Genomic DNA, 22,400 nt, shown 5'->3' with positions numbered 1-22,400 from the left:
TAAGAAGTAAATATGATTATTGCTGTTGATTTTGACGGTACCATCGTCGAGCACAGATATCCTGAGATTGGCAAGGAGATTCCCTTTGCCATTGACACACTGAAGATGCTCATCAAGGACCACCACAGAGTCATTCTGTGGTCGGTTCGCGAGGGCAAGCTATTGGAAGACGCTGTTAACTGGTGTAAGGAGCGTGGCGTGGAGTTCTACGCCGTCAATCGCGACTACCCTGAGGAAAGCACAGAAAACAACCAGCATTTCTCACGTAAGCTGAAGGCCGACGTATGGATTGACGACCGCAATCTTGGCGGTCTCCCCGACTGGGGCACCATCTATCGTATGATATCCAGACACAAGACGTGGAACGATATTATCGACGAGGAGGTAAGCCATTACAGGATGGACGCCTACGAAGACAGGCACTCCAAGAAAAAGAAGAGCTGGTGGCCGTTCTAAACGGCCTCAGCGGTTTCTCTACCGCTTAAGACAGACAAGCCAATACACTTAGGAATAAAAAAAATAACCGTCGGCAATGCCGGCGGTTATCTTTTTTCTTGCTTCAAATGCAATTTACTTCACCTTTGCAACGATAGCCTTGAAAGCCTCGGGGTTGTTCAGGGCGAGGTCAGCGAGCACCTTACGGTTGATCTCGATACCAGCCTTTGACAGAGCACCCATCAGCTTAGAATAGCTCATACCCTCCAGGCGAGCGGCAGCGTTGATACGCTGGATCCACAGTGCGCGGAAGTTGCGCTTCTTATTACGACGATCGCGATAAGCGTAGGTCAGACCCTTCTCCCAGGTGTTCTTCGCTACTGTCCAAACATTCTTGCGGGCACCGAAGTAACCGCGAGTAAGTTTCAGGATTCTCTTACGTTTTGCACGTGATGCAACGTGATTTACTGATCTTGGCATAGTTTCTTTACTTTAAATGTTAGACAATAGGGTTAATTAGCGGAGACACAACAGGTCACGAACCTGCTTCATGTTGGTCTGATCAACGATTGTTGAACCTACCAAGTTACGCTTCTGTTTCTTGGTCTTCTTAGTCAGAATGTGACTGTGGTAAGCGTGATGTCTCTTAACCTTACCTGTACCAGTGAATGAGAATCTCTTCTTAGCACCGGAATTTGTCTTTACTTTTGGCATTGTTTTTTAATTTTAAAATTGTTATTAATAATCGGCAGCTACGCATATACCGGGCGCGCCACCCTTTCTTTCTAATTGATAATTGACAATTGAGAATGGATAATTAATCCTCTGTCTCTGTCAACTTCTTCAGCGCATCAGCACTGATTTTTGCGTTGGCAAACAGGCCTCCGTTTGCAGGAGCCTCTGCGTCAATCTCTGCAGCCTGCTGTCTCTGAGCCTCTTTCAGCTCAGCCTCAGCATTCTCACGGTCGCGAGCCTGCTGACTCTTCTTGGCTACGCCGGCTTTCTTAGGAGCCAGATAGAGGAACATCTTCTTTCCTTCGAGGCTTGGCATTGACTCTACCTTACCTACTTCCTCCAGATCGTTGGCAAAACGCAGCAACAGCACCTCACCTTGCTCCTTGAACAGGATGCTTCGGCCGCGGAAGAATACGTATGCTCGTACCTTATTACCTTCCTCGAGGAATTCCCTGGCGTGCTTCAGCTTAAACTGATAGTCATGCTCATCGGTCTGAGGTCCGAAACGGATTTCCTTCACCTCCACCTTCACCTGCTTGGCTTTCATCTCCTTAGCACGCTTCTTCTGTTGGTAGAGGAACTTAGAATAGTCAATGAGACGACACACAGGAGGATTAGCATTGGGCGAAATCTCAACAAGGTCTACACCCTGCTGACGTGCCATATCAAGCGCTTCTCTAGTAGGCATCACCGTGGATCCGCTCTCGCCTACTATGCGGACCTCTCGTACACGAATCTGTTCGTTGACGCGGTATTGGTTCTGTTTTTTGTCAGGTTTCATTAAGCTATTTTAAGCAAATCGGCTGCAAAGGTACACAAATTCAGCGAATTAGCAAAATATTTTCCCTTCTTTTTTCATTTTTCTAGTCATTCTTCCTCCCAACGCAACACAGAACCATTCCTTCGAGCCGGATCCGGACCTGCGAAGTCCATGCTGTAAGGACTGCCTGTTGTAGGACTTTTTCCCAGATATTTATGATTCGTCAGCGACAGAAGCATGAAGTCATGATCCAGGTAATCCTGCCACAGGAACATCTCTGCCTCCTTCGGATCGGTAGTGAAACGCACATCGCCGGGCAGACCGTCGCCATAGACCTTCACATAACGTCCGTCAGCACACTGCAAGGCAACGCGACCCAGGTTACGGTCAATCACCTTAAACTTCGTCAAGTCGCTCTTATCGCCCGCATGGGTATCATACAGCATACCGTGTTTCAAGGCAATAGCCGGACGGTTGGTAGCCTTGTTGATGATACGGATGGTCTTACCATAGGGAATATTCTTTGAGCGGTCGGCCATAGGCTCTTCCACGGTGAAGTTATCAAACTCGGCATAGCCACCCCTCTGTCCATTCACATTGAAAGAGAACAGTGCATGACGAGAGCCCTGGAACGTGATCAGCTGATAGGTCAGCGGCATCATGCGACCCAGCGTCTTAAACTCCTTGCCATCAGTAGAATAGGCATACTGCATCTGGTTGTTGTCATAGTCGCCGATGCAGCGAAGCCATATCTTACCGTCACGAGGAATGGCAGGCAGGATAATGTCGGGGGCAGAGGGAGAGTCTGAGGCTGTCTGGTCGAAGGCACGCAGCATGAGAGGCTGCCCCTGCTGCTTCATGACACCAATCCATGAGCAGGGGATATTGATATTACCCAGACCGGCCACGTCGCCATCCTTCATGCCCTTCACATAAAGCTCTACGGTAGCGATGCTCTTAGGACCTATCACACGCTGTGTCAGTGTGTTACGTGCCCACATCAGCTGTTCTGCGGGCTGCGACTGAATACGCAGGCGGCCACCCTTCAGGCTCCACATCTTGTCATCGGGATTATGGTTCCACTGCCACACACGTCCCAACTGTTTTCCATTGAAGTTCTCATTCCTGTCATAGGGAGCACGGATAGGCTGAGCCTCCTCGCCGATACCATAACAACCCTCCACAGTATCTGGCTTATACCATGTACGGGGTGCACGCCCCAGATTACCCTTCAGACCAATCATTGGCCAGCCGTCTTCCCATGTTATCGGCATCAGGCATACCGTACGGCCGATAGAATGGAAGTCCTGCATCAGCAGTGCCCACCACGAACCGTTCTTGGCCTGCACGATACCACCCTGATGGGCATTATCACAACCCGTTGCATCAGGACTGGCAGGACTCACGCCAAACTTCGTCCCGTCCTCACCGATACGGTATTTCGTACCACGGGGCACCACAGTACGGCCTACGCCACTGTAGCCATAAGTCTCATCGGCACTGATCACACGCGTCTCGTACGGTCCCCAGATACTCTTAGAACGCGAGCAGAGCGTGCGCCCGTTGGGTGAATAGTCGGTAGATATCAGGTAATACATACCGTTGATCTTATACATGTGATGACCTTCACCCACGCCATTACCTTCAGGGATAATCACACGATCAGAACCCTCCACGGGACCACTCATGTCAGGCTTCAGTTCCGTGCAGTGCACCTCACCATACTTATGAATGGCATAAATCTTACCATCATCATCAAACAACACACTGAGGTCATAGATATTACCCTGCATATTATGGTGCGTCCAGGGGCCGCGGATATCCTTTGCCGTGTAGCACTGCAACCCCTTGCCATTGATATTGGAGAACACATAGAACTGTCCATTGGCATAGCGGATAGCAGGTGCCCAGATACCCTGACCGTAAATCTCCTGATGATTCTTCAGCGAGAACTTATCATCGGTGAAGTCAAAACGGTCAAAGCAGTAGCTCACGTTCTCCCAGTTCACCAAGTCCTTGGAGTGCAGGATAACCAGTCCCGGCACCGTATGCATCGTGGTACCTGCCAAGTAATAGTCATCACCCACACGGATGATATCCGGGTCAGAAAACTCATCATAAAACAAAGGATTCGTAAATGTGCCGTTGCCATTATCGGCTGTCCACGACTGTTGGGCATTCGCATTCAGAGCCATGCAAGCCATCAGGCAAACGCCCCATAATTTTGTCATTTTCATTCTCTTTTCGTTATTGATATAGTAATAATTCGTAATATTTGCGTGCAAAGTTACACTTTTTTTTCAAACAATCGGCAAAAAATTTTGCAGATTAAACAATTTCCCTTACTTTTGCAACGATATGGAGAAGCAGAAAGTCATTATCAGCGAGCAATTGGAACAGGTGCTCGCCACAGAAATAGCAGAATGTAAGGCAGACCGTATATTTATACTCACCGACGAGACCACCCATCGGCTTTGCCTGCCCGTGGTCCAGGATTACGAATGTATCAAGGGAGCCCAGGAAATCACGATTCCTGCCGGCGACACCAACAAGACCCTGGAGTCTGTGACCCATGTATGGAGCGAGCTCCAGCGTATGGGAGCCACCCGCCATTCACTGCTCATCAACCTGGGTGGTGGCATGGTAACCGACCTGGGTGCCTTTGCTGCCTCGACTTTCAAGCGCGGCATTTCCATTATCAATATCCCCACCACCCTGCTCTCCATGGTCGATGCCTCCGTAGGTGGCAAGACAGGCTTCAATTTCGGCGGACTGAAAAATGAGATTGGTGTATTCAATAATGCCAACTGCGTGATATTGGATACGGCATTCCTCAAGACCATGGACGAGGAGAATATCCTTTCCGGCTATGCCGAGATGCTGAAACACGGTCTCATCTCCACGGAGGAGCATTGGGCCGAACTGATGAATTTCGACATCGACAAGCCCGACCTCAGGGAGTTAGGCCTTCTGGTGGCAAAGAGTGTCAAGGTGAAAGAGCGTATCGTGATGGAAGACCCCACGGAAAAGGGCATCCGCAAAGCCCTGAACCTGGGCCATACTGTAGGCCATGCCTTCGAGTCACTGGCACTCCAGCGCCAGCCCGTCCTTCACGGTTATGCCGTAGCATGGGGCCTGGTATGCGAACTGTACCTGAGCGTGGCCAAGACCGGTTTCCCTGTAGAGAAGATGCGCCAGATGACCCGCTTCATCTTCGAGCACTACGGACGCATGCCTATCACCTGCGATGACTACCCCACCCTGTTGGAACTGATGACCCACGACAAGAAGAACACTGGTCGCGACATCAACTTCACGTTGCTGGGCGGCATCGGTGACATCCGCATCAATCAGACAGCCACAAAAGAAGAGATTGAAGAAGCCCTAGACTTCTACCGCGAAGGCTGCTAGGCGCTCCGCCTCCTTGCGTGCCGGCTTTCCCGTCTCCGTCATCGGCAAGGCGTCAATATGCGCGTAGCTACGTGGTTGCCAGAATTTAGGCAGCACCTGCTGACAGATTTCCCTGACACAATCCATATCCGTTGATTCGGTGAGCAATACCACTTGTTCACCGAATTTCCTGTCAGGCCGTTTCGTAATCATAAACGGCGCCGGCAGATGTGGCTTCAGCAATCGCTCCACCTCCTCTGTCTGTATCTTGATACCGCCCGAACATATCACGTTATCCTTGCGTCCCAGGATACGGAAGCCCTTGTCCGACAGCTCCACGATATCGTTGGTCACCAGCGGACCGTCGTGCACGGCAGGCGCATCAATCACCAGGCAGCCCTCATCCGTCTGCGACAGACTGACGCCCTCGAAAGGTGTGTACCAGTCGCTGGCCTCAGCACCGTTCAATCGTCTCAGTGCAATATGCGACAGCGTCTCCGTCATCCCGTACGTGCTCCATACGTGGTTGGGGAAACCTGCCAGTTCCCTGGCCAGCGCATCATCAATAGCACCACCACCGATAATCAGGTGTCTCACGGCCATCAGCCTCTCCCGCTCCTCAGGCACCTGCAACGTGTTATACACCTGCATCGGCACCATCGCCGCAAAATCCACGGGTTCCGTCACCGCACTCAGTGGATGGCCACTGGGCGCAACAGAGAGGAGTCTCAGCCCCCAGGTCTGCGCCCTCACCACCATCATCTTACCGGCGATATAGTCGAGCGACATACACAGCAGTGCCGTATCCCCCTGTTTCAGTCCCAGGAACTGACACGTGATACGAGCCGAAGCCTCCATACGTCGTTTCTCCACATACATCGGCTTTGGCTTACCCGTCGACCCACTGGTATGTACCAGCACCGTTGGGCTCCCGCTGTGCCATTCGGCTAAGAATTCTTCGAGATCCATAGTTTATCCCCACGTATTTCCAAAGGCATCGGTATATTATCCGTGAAGAGCTGACCAGTACCCAGCCCCTGCGGCATCTTGATATTCTCGCCATACACCTCACTGCAAAACTGCGCGATAGCGTTCAGACCGATGTTACTCTCCAGTGCCGACGTGATCCATGAGCCGATGCCCTCGTCCTTGGCTATCTCTATCCATTCCCTGCACCCCATCATACCGCCGTGAAGCGATGGCTTCAGGACAATATAGCGCGGTTTGATGATACGCAGCATCTGACGCTTCGCATCCGGGTCGCTGATACCTATCAGTTCCTCATCAAGGGCAATGGGCAGTGGCGACTCCCTGCAGAGCTCAGCCATCATTGCCCACTGCTTCTGCTTGATAGGCTGTTCGATGCTGTGGATGGCATATTGCGACAGCAGTTCCAGTTTATAGAGCGCCTCGTCAGGACGGAACCCGCCATTGGCATCCAGTCGCAGTTCCACCTCATGATACGAGAACCGCTCGCGGATACGCTTCACCAGATCCAGCTCCTGGTCAAAGTCAATGGCCCCCACTTTCAGTTTCACGCAACGGAAGCCCAGTTTCAGCTTCTCCTCCATGCGCTGCAACATCTCCTCGTGGTTTCCCATCCACACCAGTCCGTTGATGGTGATACCTTGTTCACCGCGGGCAAAGGGTGTGTCGAATAGTATGCCTTTGCGATCAGCCTTCTTACTTCTTACGTCCATCATCGCCGTTTCCAGTCCGAAGAGCATCGATGGATAGTCGCGCATCTCCTCATAGGGTATCTCGCCCGTCTGCTCCACCTGGTCACAGAAGCCCCTCAGCACCTTATTATATACTGCAGGCTCCATGGCGTCGCAACTCAAATCGAGCAGCGGTGCACACTCACCGCGTCCGATGGTTCTTCCATCGGAAATAGACACCAACCATATCCGTCGCTCCGTATATACCCCGCGACTGGTTCCTGCCGGCTGCTTGAAATGGAGCACCCTCTCCTCAATATCTATTTTCATGGTATCTTAGGATATTTATCGAAATCAGGTTTACGTTTCTCCAGGAACGCTTTGCCGCCCTCCTGTGCCTCGTCCAGGAAGTAATACAGCATGGTGCAGTCGCCAGCCAACTGCTGGATACCGGCCTGTCCGTCCAGTTCTGCATTCAGTCCGGCCTTAATCATACGCAGGGCGATGGGCGAACGCTCCATCATCGTCTCGGCCCAACTAACGCACTCATCTTCAAGTTGTTCGATGGGTACCACCTTGTTCACCATGCCCATCTCCTCGGCCTCCTTGGCCGAATACTGACGACACATGAACCAAATTTCGCGCGCCTTCTTCTGACCCACGATACGTGCCAGGTAACTGCTTCCGAAGCCAGCATCAAACGAGCCCACCTTCGGACCCGTCTGTCCGAAGATAGCATTCTCCGACGCTATCGTCAGGTCGCACACCAGATGCAGCACATGACCACCACCGATGGCATAACCATTCACCATGGCGATTACAGGTTTGGGCAGTCTGCGAATCTGCATCTGCACATCCAGCACGCTCAGGCGGGGCACACCCTCATCATCGATATAGCCACCACGACCCTTCACATGCATATCGCCACCACTGCAGAACGCGTGCTTCACGTCGCCCAGCGTCTTTCCCTCGGGCACCTCACTCATCGCACCCGTGAGCAACACCACGCGGATGCGCTGCAGCTCCCTGCACTGTGCGAACGCCTGACTCAGTTCCAGCGTTGTCTTTGGTGTAAACGCATTACGATAGCGCGGACGGTTTATCGTAATCTTTGCAATGCCGTTATACTCTTCGAAGAGAATCTCCTCGAATTTCCTAATCTCTTTCCATTCTCTTTTTGCCATATCTCGTTTCGTTAGTTATTTGCATGCAAAGGTACGAATAAGCGAGCGAAATGCAAAAGGAATGCCAGCATTTCTTTTCATTTCCGAGCGCAAGTACTTTCTTGCGTCCCGTTGGTAGCAAGCGTCACCCGTTGGGATGCCGAGCGCGACGTCAGTCAAAGGTACGAATAAGCGAGCGAAATGCAAAAGGAAAACGAAAAAAAATACGGGTCACTTATTTTTTTTATTGTCTTGCGTTACAGTTGTTACAGATTACAGTTAAATCTCAACTACATACACCCCCAAAAATGGCAAAAAATGTAAATACTATTTACTATTATATATAATATATATATTATATATAATAGTATTTTCAATTTTGCCAAATTTATAGCTTTAAAAACTAACTGTAATCTGTAACACTGTAACGCGCTTAATCACAAAAAACATACGCTTAACCTTTTCTTGTTTTTTGACAAAGATTACTCTTCTATCTCATTTTTTATGAGTACCTTTGCATCGTCAATGAGGGATAAATATTGCGCCCTAACTAGCGAGAAAAATTTTCCTAGTGCACGAGGAAGTTTGGAAGCACGAAGGCACTCTAGAGCCCCGAAATTGACAAGGGTAAAAAGATTAAACATTAAAGATTAAACATTAAACATTCTTGGCGGAGCCAAGCGGCAAAGCCGAGCGAAACATGAAACATTAAAATTCTGTACCATGAAGAACAAGACATTTTGGAAATACGCAATTCAGATACAACTTATTTTTAAATCGACAACAAAAATTTGCGTAAATTACTCTTTTTCGTTATCTTTGCACCGAAATAACCAAAATACTATGCTTCAAATCCGCTGCAAGAACAACAACGTGACGAAGAGTTTCCCCGAAGGAACTTCCCTGCTCGACGTCTATCAGGAGTTTGCTGATGAAATTAAACTGCCCTACCCCGTGGTGTCGGCAAAAGTGAATAATGCCTCACAGGGACTGAAATTCCGTCTGTACCAGAATCGCGACGTGGAATTTCTGGATGCTCGCGAGGGTAGCGGGCATCGCGTGTATGTGCGCTCGCTGAGTTTTGTGCTCTACAAAGCCACGCAGGACGTGTTTCCCGCCTCGAAACTATTCATTGAGCACTCGCTCTGCAGGGGCTACTACTGCAACTTCAAGAAGAAGGACGGCAGTGTGCTGACCGACGAGGACGTGGTGCAGATCAAGCAGCGGATGCAGGAAATCATCGACATGGACATGCCCTTCCGTCGCACGGAGGCCACCACCGAGGAGGCTATCCGCGTGTTCCAGGATCGCGGGTTCTCAGACAAGGTAAAGCTGCTGGAGACGAGCGGACAGATCTATTCAGACTACTACACGCTGGGCGATACGGTGGATTACTACTACGGTCCGCTGGTGCCCTCGGCCGGATACCTGAAGGTGTGGGACCTGGAGCGATATGAGGAGGGACTGCTGCTGCGCGTGCCCGACTGGAACAACCCCAACCAGGTGGCAGAGAAGGTGGCGCAGCCCAAGACCTTCGGGATGTTTGCCGAGAAGACGCGCTGGGACATCATCATGCGCCTGAGCAATGCGGGCGACGTGAACAAGGCCATCATGCGCGGACATGCCTCTGAACTGATTCAGGTCAGTGAGGCACTGCAGGAGAAGAAGATAGTACAGATAGCCGAGGAGATAGAACGAAGGTTCCACCGCGAGAAAGACCCTGTAAAACTAGTGCTGATTACAGGTCCTTCGTCGTCAGGAAAGACCACGTTCTGCAAGCGTCTGAGCGTACAGCTGCTGGCCTGCGGACTGCGTCCTGTGTCGTTCTCGACCGACGATTATTTCGTGAACCGCGTGGATACACCAAAGTTACCCAATGGCGACTATGACTTCGACAACATCGAGACGGTGGAGTATTCGCTGCTGGAAGACCACCTGCTGCGACTGATGCAGGGCGAGCGCGTGGAGATACCGGAGTATAACTTCGTGACGGGTAAGCGCGAGTGGAACGGTAAGAAGCTGAAGCTGTCGAACGACACGGTGCTGATCATCGAGGGCATCCACGCCCTGAACCCGCTGCTCACGAAGAAGATTCCCGACGCGCTGAAATACAAGATCTATATCTCGGCCCTGACGAGCATCTCGCTGGATGACCACAACTGGATTCCGGTGCGCGACAACCGACTGCTGCGCCGCATCATACGCGACTACAACAAGGGGGCGTTCACGGCTCAGGAGACCATAGCACAGTGGAAGAACGTGTGCGAGGCGGAGGACAAATGGATATTCCCCTTCCAGGAGAGTGCCGACGTGATGTTTAACTCGGCACTGAACATTGAGTTTGCCGTGCTGCGCATCCATGCCGAGATTATCCTGGCGTCCGTACCCAAGAACTGTCCGGAGTATGCCGAGGCTCACCGCCTGATGAAATTCATCCACTTCTTCCTGCCCGTGAGCGACAAGGAAATACCACCCACAAGTATCATGCGAGAGTTCGTGGGTGGGTCAAGCTTCAAATACTAGACAACATGTATTCTAACAAGGAGAACGTTAATATACTGACGAGTTTACTGGTGGCTCACGGCATACATCATGCGGTGGTATGTCCAGGCAGCAGGAATGCGGCTATCGTACACAACCTGAACGAGTGCCCCGATATCCAGTGCTATCCTGTGACGGATGAGCGCTCGGCAGGCTTCTATGCGCTGGGCATGACGCAGGCATTAAAGGAGCCCGTGGTGGTATGCGTCACCAGTGGCACGGCACTGCTCAACCTGGCACCTGCCGTAGCAGAAGCCTACTATCAGCATCAGCCAGTAGTGGTCATCAGTGCCGACCGTCCGCAGCAGTGGATAGACCAGCTCGACGGTCAGACCCTGCCTCAGCCTGATGCCTTGGGACGCTTCGTCAAGAAAGCCGTATCGCTGCCAGAACCTCACGACGAGGACACCCGCTGGTACTGCAACCGACTGGTTAACGAGGCACTGATAGAGAAACATGCACCCGTACATATCAACGTGCCCATTACGGAACCTCTGTTCCGGTTTGACACGCCAGCACTCCCCCAGGAGCGTAAGATAGACTTCACCCCTGCCGATGCCACGAATATCACGCTGACACACGTCTGCAGGATGTTCCTGCAGGCCAAGCGTCCCATGCTGATTGCCGGTCAGCCGATGAACCCGCTGATGGACGAGGCCGTGATGCAGATAGGTGACAACGAGGAGTACGTGCCCGACTTCGTGGTTTACGCGGGCGGCTCTATCGTGAGCAAACGTCTGAAGCATTTCCTGCGTAAGGCAAAGGAGACATGGGTGGTGAACCGCGAGGGCGAGGTGACGGATACGTTTATGAACCTGACGCACGTCGTCCAGGCAGACCCTGAGGTGGTAGCCGACCTGATTCGTTTCAACCTGGAAGAGATGCCCCACCCCTTCGTACAGAAATGGGAGGCACTGCTGACACAGATTCGTCAGCAGACAGAGGCCACCGAACCACCATACTCACAGGCGGCCGTCGTGAAATACTTTGAGCAACAGCGGGGAGGCAATATCGTGCATTATGCCAACAGCATGGCTATCCGACTGGCAAATACCTACGCCAAGACACGCGTCTATTGTAACCGTGGCGTGAATGGCATCGAGGGCTCACTGTCAACAGCGGCAGGATTCTCTTGTGTCACGGACGACAAGGTGTTCTGTGTAATAGGCGACCTGAGTTTCTTCTATGACCAGAATGCGCTGTGGAATCAGAACCTGCGAGGCAATCTGCGCATACTCCTGATGAACAATGGCAAGGGTGTCATCTTCAACATGCTGCCAGGGTTGGAACAGAGTCCTGCACGCGACAAATACGTGGCTGCGGAGCATCACGCCAACGCAGAAGGTATCTGCCAGCAGAACGCTGTCACCTATCGTCAGGCAAAGGATATGCAACAGATGCAGGAGGGCATCGACTGGCTCACCGCAACAGAGAGCGAACGCCCATTGCTACTGGAGGTCTTTTTGTAGGACGCCCTACTGTGTCTTCAACACGCGGCGCATCGTTTCCATCTTTGCCTCTGTCTCCATCCATTCCTGTTCCTCGACGCTGTCCTTCAGCAGTCCACCGCCGGCATACAGACGATACTGTGTGTCAGTGACTTGCATGCAGCGCAGGGATACGTAGAGGTGAGTCTGAGGACTGATGACTGAGGGCTGAGGGCTGATGTCTGATGTCTGAGGGCTGAGGTTGAGAGGTCCCATGAAGCCACTATAGTAGAGGCGGGGTGTATGCTCGTTGCAGAGGATGAAGTCGTAGGCATCCTGCTTAGGCAGTCCGCAGACGGCGGGCGTAGGATGCAGCAGCTGGAGCACATCGCCCACACGCTCATTGTCAGATAAGGTGAAGGTGAAGTCGCTACGCAGATGCACCAGGTTGGCCGCACGCACGGTGCGCGGTCCCTCCTCATGGCTATCGTCGGCCACACGCTCCAGACAGTTCATCAAGTAGGTGGCCACATAGCGCTGCTCCTGGATATTCTTCGTGCTCCACGTCATGTGCTCGCCCTCGCCCAACAGGTCGTCGCCTTCCAGTTTCATGGTGCCGGCCAGCGCAATGGTGCGCCACTGGTTGCCGATTCCCTCCAGCAGGATCTCGGGCGTTGCCGTGAGCCACATGCCACTCTGGGGCGTACAGACCAGTGAGATAAACATACGGGGATACATCTCGCAAGCCCGCTGGAAAAGGGTCAGGGGCTGGGCATCCTCTTCGGCCTGCACCTCCGCACAACGGCTGAGCACCAGCTTACTGAAACGTCCGTCGGACAGTCCGGCAAAGAAGCGGCGGAAGTCATCGGCGTAAGTATCACGGTTAAGACTCGTCGTTTCCCCACTAGAGAGAGGTCGCCCCACGGCCTGCGAGAGGCCGGCGCCCACGAAGACACACTCACGATACGAGGGAAACGTCTGGACGACGTCCGGACGGATGAGCACCAGGGGACAGCTGGGACTGATGGAAAAAGGAGCCACCACGAAACCTGTCTGCCCGTTGAGCGCTGCGATAGAAGGCAGTTCCAGGGGTTCGCCCTCCTTCTGTGCCACAAGCGTCACCTGCCCTTCATAAGGCAATCTATACAGAGCGAATCCCGTCATTTCTGCTTCATCACATAGTTAGTGACACGGACATTGGAAATCAGGTCGCCTGCCGTGTCCTTGATATCTACATTCCATACGTGGAGCGTGGTGCCCTGATGCAACAGACGGGCATAAGCCGTCACGGTGTCGCCCTCGACGACAGCCTTCACATGACTGCCACTGACCTCGATGCCCACGCAGGCGCACCCGGGACAGAGGGCCGACGAGCCGACACCGGCCACATTCTCGGCCAGTGCCAGCGAAGCACCACCACTCAGAAAACCAAAAGGCTGACGATTACGCTCATCAACCTTCATGCGTGCCATACACGTATCGCCCTCGGGTGTGGAGATAAACTCCATCCCGAGGGCGGTACTTAGATTTGGCTTTGAATCAATAATAGCTTTTATCTTATCTACGTTCATTCAATATACATTATACGAACAGCGAATATTCCTTCACGTCCCAAGCCAAGGCACTGGCACCTAGCACATCACGCTCGCCCTGATCCAGGTTCGAGGACAACAGTTTGACCTTGCCTCTGACATTATGGAACACATGCTCTTCAAACGAATCATTTACTGCATCCAGCAACCAATGACCAGCGTGAGAGATGCCACCCGCCAGGATGATACCCTCCGGATTCAGGATAGAGGCATAGTTGGCCAGACCGATACCCAGCTGATGGCCTGCACGGCGGTACACCTCCTGTGCCAGCACATCGCCCTCGTCGGCAAAAGCCGTGATATCTGCCGGCGTCATATCCCTTCTGTCGCGCATCAACGACGGACGGGGGTCGCTGTCCAGGATTTCCTGGGCCGTCTGCAAGATGCCCTTAGCACCTACATAAGCCTCCAGACAGCCATGATTGCCGCATCCGCAGAGGCGTCCGTTGTGCTCTATGCAGGAGTGGCCGATCTCGCCGGCAAAACCCTCGGAGCCCAGATGCGCCTTACCCTTTGTGAAGATGCAGCTGCCTACACCATGGCCCAGATTGACCACGATGAAGTCCTTCATACCATGGGCACTGCCAAAGACATACTCGCCCAGGGCCCTTACATGGGCATCGTTGCCCAATGCCACTGCCAAGCCCAGACGGTCCTGCAGCATGGCAGCCAGAGGAATCTGTCCCTTCCAGGGCAGATTGGGGGCATTCTCAATGCATCCCGTCAGGAAATTGGCACTGGGAGAGCTGACTCCCACCGAACGGATACACTCATAGCCACCGTTGTTCTCTATCATTTCTACGACCTTCTCACTCAGGTAAGTGACGAAATCGTTGACATTGACAAAATCGGTCGTTGCAAAGGTATCCTTGGCAATAATGTTACCTCTGACATCGACAATAGCATAAACCGTTTCATCTATGCTCAGTCCTATTCCCACCACCCGGGTTTTAACTGTACGCTGTATCATAGTTATTGGTTTTTGATGCGACAAAAATAGTAAAAAAAAACATAAAGCCAAAGGATTATCTGATTTTTTTTGCACATATCCGAAGAATTTCATAATTTTGCCGAAGAAAAGAATGATATTTAATCCATAATATATACAATTTCATATGAAAAAGATTTTTTTTGTAGCCGTAGCTGCCCTGACTCTGGGTCTGGCTTCGTGCAGTGAAAATGCGAAAACTGACAACACCGATGCTACCATCGAGGAACTGAAAGCACAGATTGAAGCCGGCGACTCAGCAGGTGTGCAGAACGCTCTTGAGGGTGCTCAGGCAAAGATTGCCGAACTGGCAGCAAATGACCCTGAAGCCGCAAAGACCTATGTGGCTCAAGTTCAGGAGTTTGTTAACGCAAACAAGGAGCAGATCCTGGCTATCGTCGGCGAGGATGCCGCTGCCCAGACACTGGTAAGCACACTGGTTGACGCTCCTGCAGAGGCTGTTATCAACGTGCTGACAGCCGGTCAGAGCGTGGTGGATACCGCAGAAAACCTGAAGGACTCTGTGGAGCAGGCTATCAACAACAAAGCCGAGGAGGTGAAGCAGGGTGCCGAGGATGCCGTGAAGGAAGCCGTGGACGCACAGGTTGACGCTGCCAAGAAGCAGGCTGCCAGCAAGGTGAACGAGGCTACCCAGAAGGCTAACGAGAAGGTGAATGAGGCTGCCGAGAAGACCAACAAGGAGATGAAGGACGCAGCCAACAAGGCTCTGAAATCTATCGGTCTTTAACCGGTTTACTGAAAGAATCGGGGCATTCGTTGAACGAATTAACCCCGATTCATCTTTTTTAACTATCTTTGCACCATCAAAAACACACTGAAGATGAAAGGAAGTACAAAGAAGCATAAGAAAGAACTACTAGTTTACCTGGCACTATGGCTCATCTTGTTTGTTGCGCCCCTGCTAAACACGTACATCGGATATGCCCACTCCGAGGACAATATGACGTTTCCCTGGAACGACCTGTGGCATATCTGGAGACAGTATTTCATTCTGTTTGCGGCCTTCCTGATTCATAATTTCCTGTTGGCACCGCTCATTATTTACCGTCATAAGCGTGCGCTCTACTCTATCGGGCTCACCCTGTTGCTCTCGGCTTTTATCACCATATTATATATAGAAAAGCCCGACCTCAGGCACCGCCATCCGCGCATACATCAGGAAGACAGGTTCCCTCATAGGGACATGCCGCCAGAGATGCCTTTCATGGAAGGTGACATGCACAGGCCTCATCCGGACAAGCTGCAGGAGATGCGCGGTCCGAAGCCGCCTGTCATGTTCAGGGACCACGATATCGTGACTGTCATCATCCTGATACTGATGATTGGCATGAACCTAGGACTGAAGTATTATTTCCGTCATAAGCAGGACCGCGAACGATTGCGGAAGCTGGAGCGTCAGAACCTGGAACAGCAGTTGGAATACCTGAAGTATCAGATCAACCCGCACTTCCTGATGAACACGCTCAATAATATCCATGCCCTGGTGGACATTGACCCGGAGCAGGCCAAGGAGACCATCGTGGAACTGTCGAAGATTATGCGCTTCGTGCTGTATGAGGGGTCGAAGCAGAAGGTGCCCCTGCGTCAGGAGCTTATCTTCCTGGATAATTATATCCAACTGATGCGGATGCGTGTGGCCGACAAGAAGGTGGACATCACCGTAGACATTCCTCAGGCGATTCCCGACCGTGAGATTCCGCCGCTGATGATGATTACCTTCGTGGAGAATGCCTTCAAGCATGGCGTCAGCTATCAGCAGCATTCGTTCATCCATATCAATATCCAGATTATTGATAACCAGTTGCACTTTGTATGCAGCAACAGCAAGGTGCCGCAGGGGGAGGACCATCACGGAGGACTGGGCTTGCAGAATGCGAAGCGCCGTCTGGAACTGATCTATGGCCGCACCTATCACCTGGATATCAGGGATGAAGAGAATACCTATACCGTCAACTTAACATTACCGCTATGATAAAAGTTCTGGCTATCGATGACGAGCCCCTGGCTCTGCAGCAATTAGTGACATATATAAATAAGGTGCCATTCCTGGAACTGACAGGCCAGTGCCATAGTGCCCTGGAAGCTCAGAAACTGATGGAGGAGGAGATGGTGGATGCTATCTTCTGCGATATCAACATGCCCGACCTGAGCGGTATGGATTTCGTACGCCAGTTGGCTGCGCCCCCATTCATCGTCTTCACCACGGCCTACTCGGAATATGCCATTGAGGGCTATAAGGTGAATGCCGTGGACTATCTGCTGAAGCCTTTCGGCATGAACGATTTTCTGCGGGCAGCCCTGAAGGTGCAGGAGCAGTACAACCTGCGTCATCAAGCGACGCCGCAGAAGCAGAGCAGTCCGGTACAGGCCGACGGTACCATCTTCGTGAAGACCGACTATCGCGTGGTGCGCATTGCCATCAGCGATATCCGCTATATAGAGGGCATGAGTGAATACCTGAAGATTCACCTGGATGGGCAGAAACCCGTCATCACCCTGCTCAGTATGAAAAAGATGGAGGACTATCTGCCCCCCACCCTTTTCATGCGTATCCATCGCTCTTATATCGTCAACCTGCAGAAGATTCAGGAGGTCAACAAGAACCGCGTCATCCTGGATGCCGATACCTACCTGCCTATCGGTGACCTCTACAAAGACCGTTTCAACGAGTATCTGGAACAAAAGTTCCTGGGGAAATAACATTCCCCTACTCGTCCGTCATAGGCGTGAGTCGCATCTCTGCGATGCGAAGGATTCTGTTGAATTGTCCTCTTCTTATTTCTGCATTTGTTACATGCGTCAGAATTAGAAAGCTCAATCCTACCGCCTTCACAGAAAAATTATCTACTACAACTGATGTTGTCTCTGTAGCAGGAACAGTAAAGTCTCCTTTTGCATTTTCAGCAGGAAGAACAATTCGAGTTATCTCATTTCCCAAGACAGTACTAACGTTCAATTTCATTGGGAGACGGGCAACGTCACTCTCATCTTCTGTTTCAGGCGCAAAGTTTAACTGGAGCCTATAGCGAACACCTGGCACCACCTCATCGTTTCTATAAGTAACACTGTAATTCATGGTAAATATGACAGGCTCGAAGCGAACATATTTTCCGCCAGGAACGCCCCATTTCTCGTCAACATTCTCAATATAGTTAGGATTCGCAAGATTAACGGAATCTTTAATAGTACTATCAAAACCTCTTGTTATCTCCGCTACATCAAACGGATCTATCACGATTTCGCGATTGGCAATCCACGTATAGAACTCATCCGGAATGCGATTGAGGCGATAGCCTGTACCATCATCAAATTTCTCGGTGGTGATATCAGCAGAAAGGTCATAGTTCTTACCTTCGTCCGTAGCTCGCCACAGATTCCATAATGGTTCCCACTGCTTCCAGGTTGGAACAGCAATCGAATCTGGAAGATGGGCAGCAGCAAAAGCAGCCAGAGCCTCATCCGTAGCACAAGGATAGGGATAATATGCGAAATCGGCCATAATGCGAGGCACACGGAAGCTGCGCTCTTCGCCATAGAATACTACCGTCTGTTCCTCGCCGCCCACAAGAGCCTTACCCTCGGAAAAGGTACGATAATAATAGGTATGATCTATTTCCAAAGGGGTACGGATGAAGTTGGCGATGGTGTCATAAGACTCAAATCTCTGTTCGTCAATACTCATCAACATAGGGCTCTTTATCTTATTACCAATCCACATATAGTGAGTATGTTCGTTTGCCACAATAAAGAGAGAGCCACTACTATTCTTAAACCTTACATACTTACTTTCCGCATACTGTTTCTCCTGACAATTATCTAATGTCAGGCCTGGCGTCGTGCCAAAGAGGACCCCATGATTGGCTTTGAAATTAGACGGCACGTTGTCTTCCCAGAACAGGCCTACAACATACTCCCCATCAATCCGACATACCTGATTCACATTCCAATCGGCTACATAGTCATTCTCGTGTTTCGATGTATAATCAGGTGCGTATGTCTTCGCAGGAGCATAGTCAAAGAACTGGATAGAGGTGGCTCCTTTTGCACCATTCGTATAGCGTTTGGTTGTGCCATCCTTCATGTGCAAGATAGTGACATCCTGAGCCACGGCACCGGCAAAACAGCCCATGAAAGCGATTATAAGAAGTATTGTCCTTGTTTTCATCATTTGTTTCCTCCTTATATTTATTCTTCAGGAATCTCCTGATTATCATACACAAACTTAGGCACAAACTCAAAGTAGTCGAACATAGCGTCTGTCGTGTTATCAGAAACTTCTGTCAGGTTCACTATCCGCAAGTAATTGTCGCTCTTACCATCAGTCTTTATACGACAAAGAGGGTATCTCACAGAACTGGGATCATCTGCGATATTATATTTTTTTCCATAAGTACAATCACGAGGTCCCCTCATACATTTGGACTGTGCGGAAAGCTCATCAATCGTTGCTTTCGACATATGGAGTGAGTCCATCACAATCTCCCCATTCAAATAAATTCTGGCAACACTATTCACATTTTCCACATAGGTTCCCAATCTCACCTCCCATTCGCCAGCAGGCAACGGTGGCAACTTAATAGTCATATCATAATCACCAATAGCATATGCCGCATCACCCTGCCATTGCCAATAGTACATAAAGGAACTAGTGGCGACTAATCCAGGGCTATCTTTTGTTATGTCACCCTTGATATGCTCCATGCAATCCCACTTGTAAGCATGATTCCGAGCTATTCCGGTATTGTAATACTCGCCCATTGGGTCGAATGAATCGTAATAACCGCTTATCAAATCGACATTATTCATGATATCGGGTGAAAGGGTTTTGAAGTCCACACGCCACAACTCACTACCCAAAACCTCCTCACGCGCTGTCTTGTCGTAAGCCAGGATATCGTCAATATAGAAATAATAGCCATTGAAGCATTTGTGATCTAAGCCTTGCTCTCCATCAGCAATAATCTTCACACCACGTACCTGTTTACCATATTTATCAGGCCCATCCTGAATACCTCTGCGGTTAACATACAGGCCACTATTCTCACCCATTGGATAACTGCATTTCAGCGAAGCATGCGGCATCAAAGTGGCATACCAGGCAGACATATCCATCATTGTGGTATCCACCCAGAAGATATCCTGCTTCACACCATTATAAGATACCAGATGCTGATAAGGACTGCCATGTCCAAGAATATAATAAGGACAACCATGTCCTAGGACATGATAGGACACAAAACGGTTCAGCGAGTTACGTCGGTCTGTAGGATCACTAACAGAGACATCCTCTGGAAAAGCCTCATCATAGACTTGCTTAGCATAGGCCTTCAACTGTTCCAGATTATGGATACCTTTAGCTGCATACACGCTATCAGTCTCAACAAACGCATTGAACATCCTGAAGCGATATTCATTAAACCAAGCCTTTCTTCTAGGTGATGTATATTTTGAATCTGGTGCATATTTATATAAGCACAGTTCCTCATCACGATGGTAATTATCGTAATTCCAAACCTGAAGTGTGTCGGCCAGTCCCGTCAGTTGCAGGGCCTGACTGAATATTGTCGTCTTCGGATTATTGGCCAGGCAAGCAGGCAACAACAACTCCGAAAAACGGTCGTTCTCCTCATAGGTAATCTTATCGATATCGCTTGCCAATACAGGCAGTTCATCGTCCACAATGACAAATTGCGCTGAAGCCGTCGTGCTGAGCGCAAAGGCGAAAATAGAAAGTAGCACGTTTTTCATGGCTTCATCAGTTTAAAGGTAAAACGCTGGTTCACACTTATCAGATAGACACCACGCGGCTGACGGCTCAGGTCTATCGTTGCCTCACCCTCATGGCGACTGATGGCAGCATCCACGCTTTTGCCGTCAAGACAGCATACCATGATGCGGTCTGCCTGTTGCAATCCGCTGATGCCGACAACGCCCTTGCGAGTCAGGTCAAAGCGGATGCGGGACTCGTCACCCTTCACTTCGTCAATAACAGTCAGGTCCGACTTATCCACTTTCAGGTAGTCCACCTGATCACGCTCAAAGTCAAGCGTCTGTTCACTGACGTCAAGGCCGCGATAGGAAACGGTCATCACGCCTTTCTGATATTTGACCGTTGGATCCTGGGAAGGCAGGAAGAACTGCACCTTACTGCCGTCTTTCAGGAAGACAAACAAAGAAGACTTCTCTTCTGCCCTTACCCCTATTGCCATCAGGAACGACAGCAACAAAGAGAGAACTATTCTTGTTTTCATATCCATGATGTTTGAAAAACTATCTGTTTTAGGTTTATACTGTTCTATTTGGACGCAAATATAAACATCTTTTTCCAATAAAGCAAATAAATAACTATTTATTTGGCTATTTCAAAGGAAAAGCGTACTTTTGCACATCAAAAAAGTCTTACATCATAGATACTATGATCAGCAAAGAAACCCGCGAACAAATCATTGCACTTATCCGACAGGAAGTAGTGCCCGCTATCGGTTGTACAGAACCCATGTGTGTAGCCCTCTGTACAGCGAAAGCTACAGAGAAACTGGGACAGAAACCAGAGAAAATCGTTGCTAAGCTCAGTGCCAACATCCTGAAGAATGCGATGGGTGTAGGTATCCCCGGCACAGGGATGATAGGTCTGCCTATCGCCATCGCCCTGGGTGCCCTTATCGGCAAGAGCGACTATCAGTTGGAGGTATTGAAAGACCTGACGCCAGAGGCTCTGGAAGCCGGAAAACAGTATATCAACGAGAAGCGTATCTGCATCCAGATGAAGCAGGGCATCACGGAGAAACTCTACGTGGAGGTGACGTGCTCTGCAGGTGAGAAGAGTGAGACGGCCATCATTGCCGGCACACATACGCACTTCGTGGAAAGTGAAAAGGTTGTAGCGGAGAGTCAGGAAGGTGCTGACGCAGGAAACGCCCTCCCACTGAACTTCCGTCTGGTCTATGATTTTGCGACGACGGCTCCGCTGGACGAGATTCGTTTTATCCTGGAGACACGCGACTATAACATGAATGCGGCACGCGAGGCCATCAAGGGCAACTATGGACATAATCTGGGAAAGACCATCGACCGTCCGCTGGCGAAGGGTATCTTCGGACATACCATCTTCTCGCATATCATCTCACGTACGGCAGCAGCCTGCGATGCCCGTATGGGAGGCGCCATGATTCCCGTGATGTCCAACTCTGGTTCCGGCAACCAGGGCATCTGCGCCACCAATCCCGTTTGCGTCTATGCCAAGGAGAATGAGAACACGGAAGAAGAACTGATCCGTGCCCTCACCCTGAGTCATCTCACAGCTATCTATATCAAACAGTCACTGGGCACGCTCTCAGCGCTGTGCGGGTGCGTGGTTGCCTCTATCGGCAGCAGTGTGGGTATCACCTACCTGATGGGCGGCGACTATGAACGTTGCTGTCGCAGTGTGAAGAACATGATTGCCAACCTGACGGGTATGATCTGTGACGGCGCCAAACCCTCTTGTTCGCTGAAGATCACATCAGGAGTCAGCACCGCCATCCTCTCTGCCCTCCTGTCGATGGAAGGCAAATGCGTGACCAGTGAAGAAGGAATTGTGGATGACTGCGTAGACCGCAGCATCCACAATCTGACTGCCATTGGTGCCGATGGTATGGGTCCCACCGACGACCTGGTGCTTCGTATCATGACCACCAAGGGGTGCTCATAA

The 22,400-nt window shown here is 50.7% G+C and carries 21 protein-coding genes; 8 read left to right on the top strand and 13 right to left on the bottom strand.

Features of this window, described 5'->3' with window-relative positions:
* Positions 1-12 precede the first annotated feature (12 nt).
* The gene (locus tag L6468_RS03800) at positions 13-456 is read left to right on the top strand and encodes a BT0820 family HAD-type phosphatase (protein WP_091816330.1); all 444 of its coding nucleotides are present in this window, start codon (positions 13-15) and stop codon (positions 454-456) included.
* A gap of 114 nt (positions 457-570) precedes the next feature.
* On the opposite strand, the gene rplT is transcribed toward L6468_RS03800, so the two are convergent.
* The 4 genes from rplT to L6468_RS03780 form a co-directional block, all read right to left on the bottom strand.
* Positions 571-915 carry a 50S ribosomal protein L20 gene (rplT, locus tag L6468_RS03795; protein WP_091816332.1) on the bottom strand — a complete coding sequence of 115 codons (345 nt, stop codon included), beginning with the start codon at positions 913-915 and terminating at the stop codon, positions 571-573.
* Positions 916-951: 36 nt separating this feature from the next.
* Positions 952-1,149 (bottom strand): 50S ribosomal protein L35, encoded by a 198-nt coding sequence (gene rpmI, locus L6468_RS03790; RefSeq protein ID WP_091816336.1) that lies wholly within the window; start codon positions 1,147-1,149, stop codon positions 952-954.
* Positions 1,150-1,252: 103 nt separating this feature from the next.
* The gene (infC, locus tag L6468_RS03785; RefSeq protein WP_237795462.1) at positions 1,253-1,951 is read right to left on the bottom strand and encodes a translation initiation factor IF-3; all 699 of its coding nucleotides are present in this window, start codon (positions 1,949-1,951) and stop codon (positions 1,253-1,255) included.
* 86 nt (positions 1,952-2,037) lie between these two features.
* Positions 2,038-4,161: a family 43 glycosylhydrolase gene (locus tag L6468_RS03780; RefSeq protein ID WP_237795448.1), complete on the bottom strand. Its 2,124-nt coding sequence runs from the start codon at positions 4,159-4,161 to the stop codon at positions 2,038-2,040.
* Between the two features lie 127 nt (positions 4,162-4,288).
* Between L6468_RS03780 and aroB the strand changes: the two genes are divergently transcribed.
* Positions 4,289-5,341 (top strand): 3-dehydroquinate synthase, encoded by a 1,053-nt coding sequence (gene aroB, locus L6468_RS03775; RefSeq protein WP_237795439.1) that lies wholly within the window; start codon positions 4,289-4,291, stop codon positions 5,339-5,341.
* On the opposite strand, the gene L6468_RS03770 is transcribed toward aroB, so the two are convergent.
* From L6468_RS03770 to menB, 3 genes are read right to left on the bottom strand one after another with little or no spacing between them, the layout of a single operon-like run.
* A complete protein-coding gene (locus tag L6468_RS03770) occupies positions 5,315-6,289 on the bottom strand; it encodes an AMP-binding protein (RefSeq protein WP_237795437.1) in 975 nt (324 codons plus the stop codon). The two genes, aroB and L6468_RS03770, sit on opposite strands and share 27 nt — an antisense overlap.
* Positions 6,268-7,308, bottom strand: coding sequence for an o-succinylbenzoate synthase (locus tag L6468_RS03765; protein ID WP_237795429.1), 1,041 nt, complete (start codon positions 7,306-7,308; stop codon positions 6,268-6,270). Before L6468_RS03765 ends, L6468_RS03770 begins: the two co-directional genes overlap by 22 nt.
* A complete protein-coding gene (gene menB / locus L6468_RS03760) occupies positions 7,305-8,162 on the bottom strand; it encodes a 1,4-dihydroxy-2-naphthoyl-CoA synthase (RefSeq protein ID WP_091851430.1) in 858 nt (285 codons plus the stop codon). Before menB ends, L6468_RS03765 begins: the two co-directional genes overlap by 4 nt.
* Before the next feature lie 822 nt (positions 8,163-8,984).
* Here menB and L6468_RS03755 point away from each other — a divergent pair.
* Positions 8,985-10,664 carry a nucleoside kinase gene (locus tag L6468_RS03755; protein WP_091814796.1) on the top strand — a complete coding sequence of 560 codons (1,680 nt, stop codon included), beginning with the start codon at positions 8,985-8,987 and terminating at the stop codon, positions 10,662-10,664.
* Between the two features lie 5 nt (positions 10,665-10,669).
* Positions 10,670-12,151, top strand: coding sequence for a 2-succinyl-5-enolpyruvyl-6-hydroxy-3-cyclohexene-1-carboxylate synthase (menD, locus tag L6468_RS03750; protein WP_237795427.1), 1,482 nt, complete (start codon positions 10,670-10,672; stop codon positions 12,149-12,151).
* A gap of 6 nt (positions 12,152-12,157) precedes the next feature.
* On the opposite strand, the gene L6468_RS03745 is transcribed toward menD, so the two are convergent.
* The 3 genes from L6468_RS03745 to L6468_RS03735 are packed head-to-tail and all read right to left on the bottom strand — an operon-like array spanning position 12,158 to position 14,671.
* Complete coding sequence (locus tag L6468_RS03745) at positions 12,158-13,273, bottom strand: chorismate-binding protein (RefSeq protein ID WP_237795420.1); 1,116 nt, start codon at positions 13,271-13,273, stop codon at positions 12,158-12,160.
* The gene (locus L6468_RS03740) at positions 13,270-13,680 is read right to left on the bottom strand and encodes a PaaI family thioesterase (RefSeq protein WP_091814805.1); all 411 of its coding nucleotides are present in this window, start codon (positions 13,678-13,680) and stop codon (positions 13,270-13,272) included. Before L6468_RS03740 ends, L6468_RS03745 begins: the two co-directional genes overlap by 4 nt.
* Before the next feature lie 10 nt (positions 13,681-13,690).
* Positions 13,691-14,671, bottom strand: a complete 981-nt coding sequence (locus tag L6468_RS03735; RefSeq protein ID WP_091814808.1) for an ROK family protein — start codon at positions 14,669-14,671, stop codon at positions 13,691-13,693.
* A gap of 145 nt (positions 14,672-14,816) precedes the next feature.
* On the opposite strand from L6468_RS03735, the gene L6468_RS03730 reads away from it, so the two are divergent.
* From L6468_RS03730 to L6468_RS03720, 3 genes are all read left to right on the top strand, one after another.
* Complete coding sequence (locus L6468_RS03730; RefSeq protein WP_237795414.1) at positions 14,817-15,437, top strand: hypothetical protein; 621 nt, start codon at positions 14,817-14,819, stop codon at positions 15,435-15,437.
* Positions 15,438-15,530: 93 nt separating this feature from the next.
* Complete coding sequence (locus L6468_RS03725) at positions 15,531-16,682, top strand: sensor histidine kinase (protein ID WP_237795412.1); 1,152 nt, start codon at positions 15,531-15,533, stop codon at positions 16,680-16,682.
* Positions 16,679-17,410, top strand: coding sequence for a LytR/AlgR family response regulator transcription factor (locus L6468_RS03720; protein WP_237795402.1), 732 nt, complete (start codon positions 16,679-16,681; stop codon positions 17,408-17,410). The genes L6468_RS03725 and L6468_RS03720 overlap by 4 nt, the downstream gene beginning before the upstream one ends.
* Positions 17,411-17,417: 7 nt before the next feature.
* Here L6468_RS03720 and L6468_RS03715 read toward each other — a convergent pair whose 3' ends face one another.
* The 3 genes from L6468_RS03715 to L6468_RS03705 are packed head-to-tail and all read right to left on the bottom strand — an operon-like array spanning position 17,418 to position 20,961.
* A complete protein-coding gene (locus L6468_RS03715; protein WP_237795400.1) occupies positions 17,418-18,878 on the bottom strand; it encodes a hypothetical protein in 1,461 nt (486 codons plus the stop codon).
* 17 nt (positions 18,879-18,895) lie between these two features.
* Complete coding sequence (locus L6468_RS03710; protein ID WP_237795398.1) at positions 18,896-20,458, bottom strand: hypothetical protein; 1,563 nt, start codon at positions 20,456-20,458, stop codon at positions 18,896-18,898.
* Entirely contained in the window at positions 20,455-20,961 is a 507-nt protein-coding gene (locus L6468_RS03705; protein WP_237795396.1) for a hypothetical protein, read from the bottom strand. Before L6468_RS03705 ends, L6468_RS03710 begins: the two co-directional genes overlap by 4 nt.
* A 164-nt stretch (positions 20,962-21,125) precedes the next feature.
* Between L6468_RS03705 and L6468_RS03700 the strand changes: the two genes are divergently transcribed.
* Positions 21,126-22,400 carry an L-cysteine desulfidase family protein gene (locus L6468_RS03700; protein ID WP_237795394.1) on the top strand — a complete coding sequence of 425 codons (1,275 nt, stop codon included), beginning with the start codon at positions 21,126-21,128 and terminating at the stop codon, positions 22,398-22,400.

It is taken from the genome of Prevotella communis (assembly GCF_022024115.1).
In the GTDB taxonomy this organism is placed as follows: domain Bacteria; phylum Bacteroidota; class Bacteroidia; order Bacteroidales; family Bacteroidaceae; genus Prevotella; species Prevotella communis.
Note: the sequence above shows the minus strand (reverse complement) of the source record. Positions and strands in the feature narration are given on the sequence as shown.

Excerpts from the sequence above, each read along its gene's own strand:
- L6468_RS03800 (WP_091816330.1), top strand. The coding sequence starts at position 13 with ATGATTATTGCTGTTGATTTTGACGGTACCATCGTCGAGCACAGATAT.
- rplT (WP_091816332.1), bottom strand. The coding sequence starts at position 915 with ATGCCAAGATCAGTAAATCACGTTGCATCACGTGCAAAACGTAAGAGA.
- rpmI (WP_091816336.1), bottom strand. The coding sequence starts at position 1,149 with ATGCCAAAAGTAAAGACAAATTCCGGTGCTAAGAAGAGATTCTCATTC.
- infC (WP_237795462.1), bottom strand. The coding sequence starts at position 1,951 with ATGAAACCTGACAAAAAACAGAACCAATACCGCGTCAACGAACAGATT.
- L6468_RS03780 (WP_237795448.1), bottom strand. The coding sequence starts at position 4,161 with ATGACAAAATTATGGGGCGTTTGCCTGATGGCTTGCATGGCTCTGAAT.
- aroB (WP_237795439.1), top strand. The coding sequence starts at position 4,289 with ATGGAGAAGCAGAAAGTCATTATCAGCGAGCAATTGGAACAGGTGCTC.
- L6468_RS03770 (WP_237795437.1), bottom strand. The coding sequence starts at position 6,289 with ATGGATCTCGAAGAATTCTTAGCCGAATGGCACAGCGGGAGCCCAACG.
- L6468_RS03765 (WP_237795429.1), bottom strand. The coding sequence starts at position 7,308 with ATGAAAATAGATATTGAGGAGAGGGTGCTCCATTTCAAGCAGCCGGCA.
- menB (WP_091851430.1), bottom strand. The coding sequence starts at position 8,162 with ATGGCAAAAAGAGAATGGAAAGAGATTAGGAAATTCGAGGAGATTCTC.
- L6468_RS03755 (WP_091814796.1), top strand. The coding sequence starts at position 8,985 with ATGCTTCAAATCCGCTGCAAGAACAACAACGTGACGAAGAGTTTCCCC.
- menD (WP_237795427.1), top strand. The coding sequence starts at position 10,670 with ATGTATTCTAACAAGGAGAACGTTAATATACTGACGAGTTTACTGGTG.
- L6468_RS03745 (WP_237795420.1), bottom strand. The coding sequence starts at position 13,273 with ATGACGGGATTCGCTCTGTATAGATTGCCTTATGAAGGGCAGGTGACG.
- L6468_RS03740 (WP_091814805.1), bottom strand. The coding sequence starts at position 13,680 with ATGAACGTAGATAAGATAAAAGCTATTATTGATTCAAAGCCAAATCTA.
- L6468_RS03735 (WP_091814808.1), bottom strand. The coding sequence starts at position 14,671 with ATGATACAGCGTACAGTTAAAACCCGGGTGGTGGGAATAGGACTGAGC.
- L6468_RS03730 (WP_237795414.1), top strand. The coding sequence starts at position 14,817 with ATGAAAAAGATTTTTTTTGTAGCCGTAGCTGCCCTGACTCTGGGTCTG.
- L6468_RS03725 (WP_237795412.1), top strand. The coding sequence starts at position 15,531 with ATGAAAGGAAGTACAAAGAAGCATAAGAAAGAACTACTAGTTTACCTG.
- L6468_RS03720 (WP_237795402.1), top strand. The coding sequence starts at position 16,679 with ATGATAAAAGTTCTGGCTATCGATGACGAGCCCCTGGCTCTGCAGCAA.
- L6468_RS03715 (WP_237795400.1), bottom strand. The coding sequence starts at position 18,878 with ATGATGAAAACAAGGACAATACTTCTTATAATCGCTTTCATGGGCTGT.
- L6468_RS03710 (WP_237795398.1), bottom strand. The coding sequence starts at position 20,458 with ATGAAAAACGTGCTACTTTCTATTTTCGCCTTTGCGCTCAGCACGACG.
- L6468_RS03705 (WP_237795396.1), bottom strand. The coding sequence starts at position 20,961 with ATGAAAACAAGAATAGTTCTCTCTTTGTTGCTGTCGTTCCTGATGGCA.
- L6468_RS03700 (WP_237795394.1), top strand. The coding sequence starts at position 21,126 with ATGATCAGCAAAGAAACCCGCGAACAAATCATTGCACTTATCCGACAG.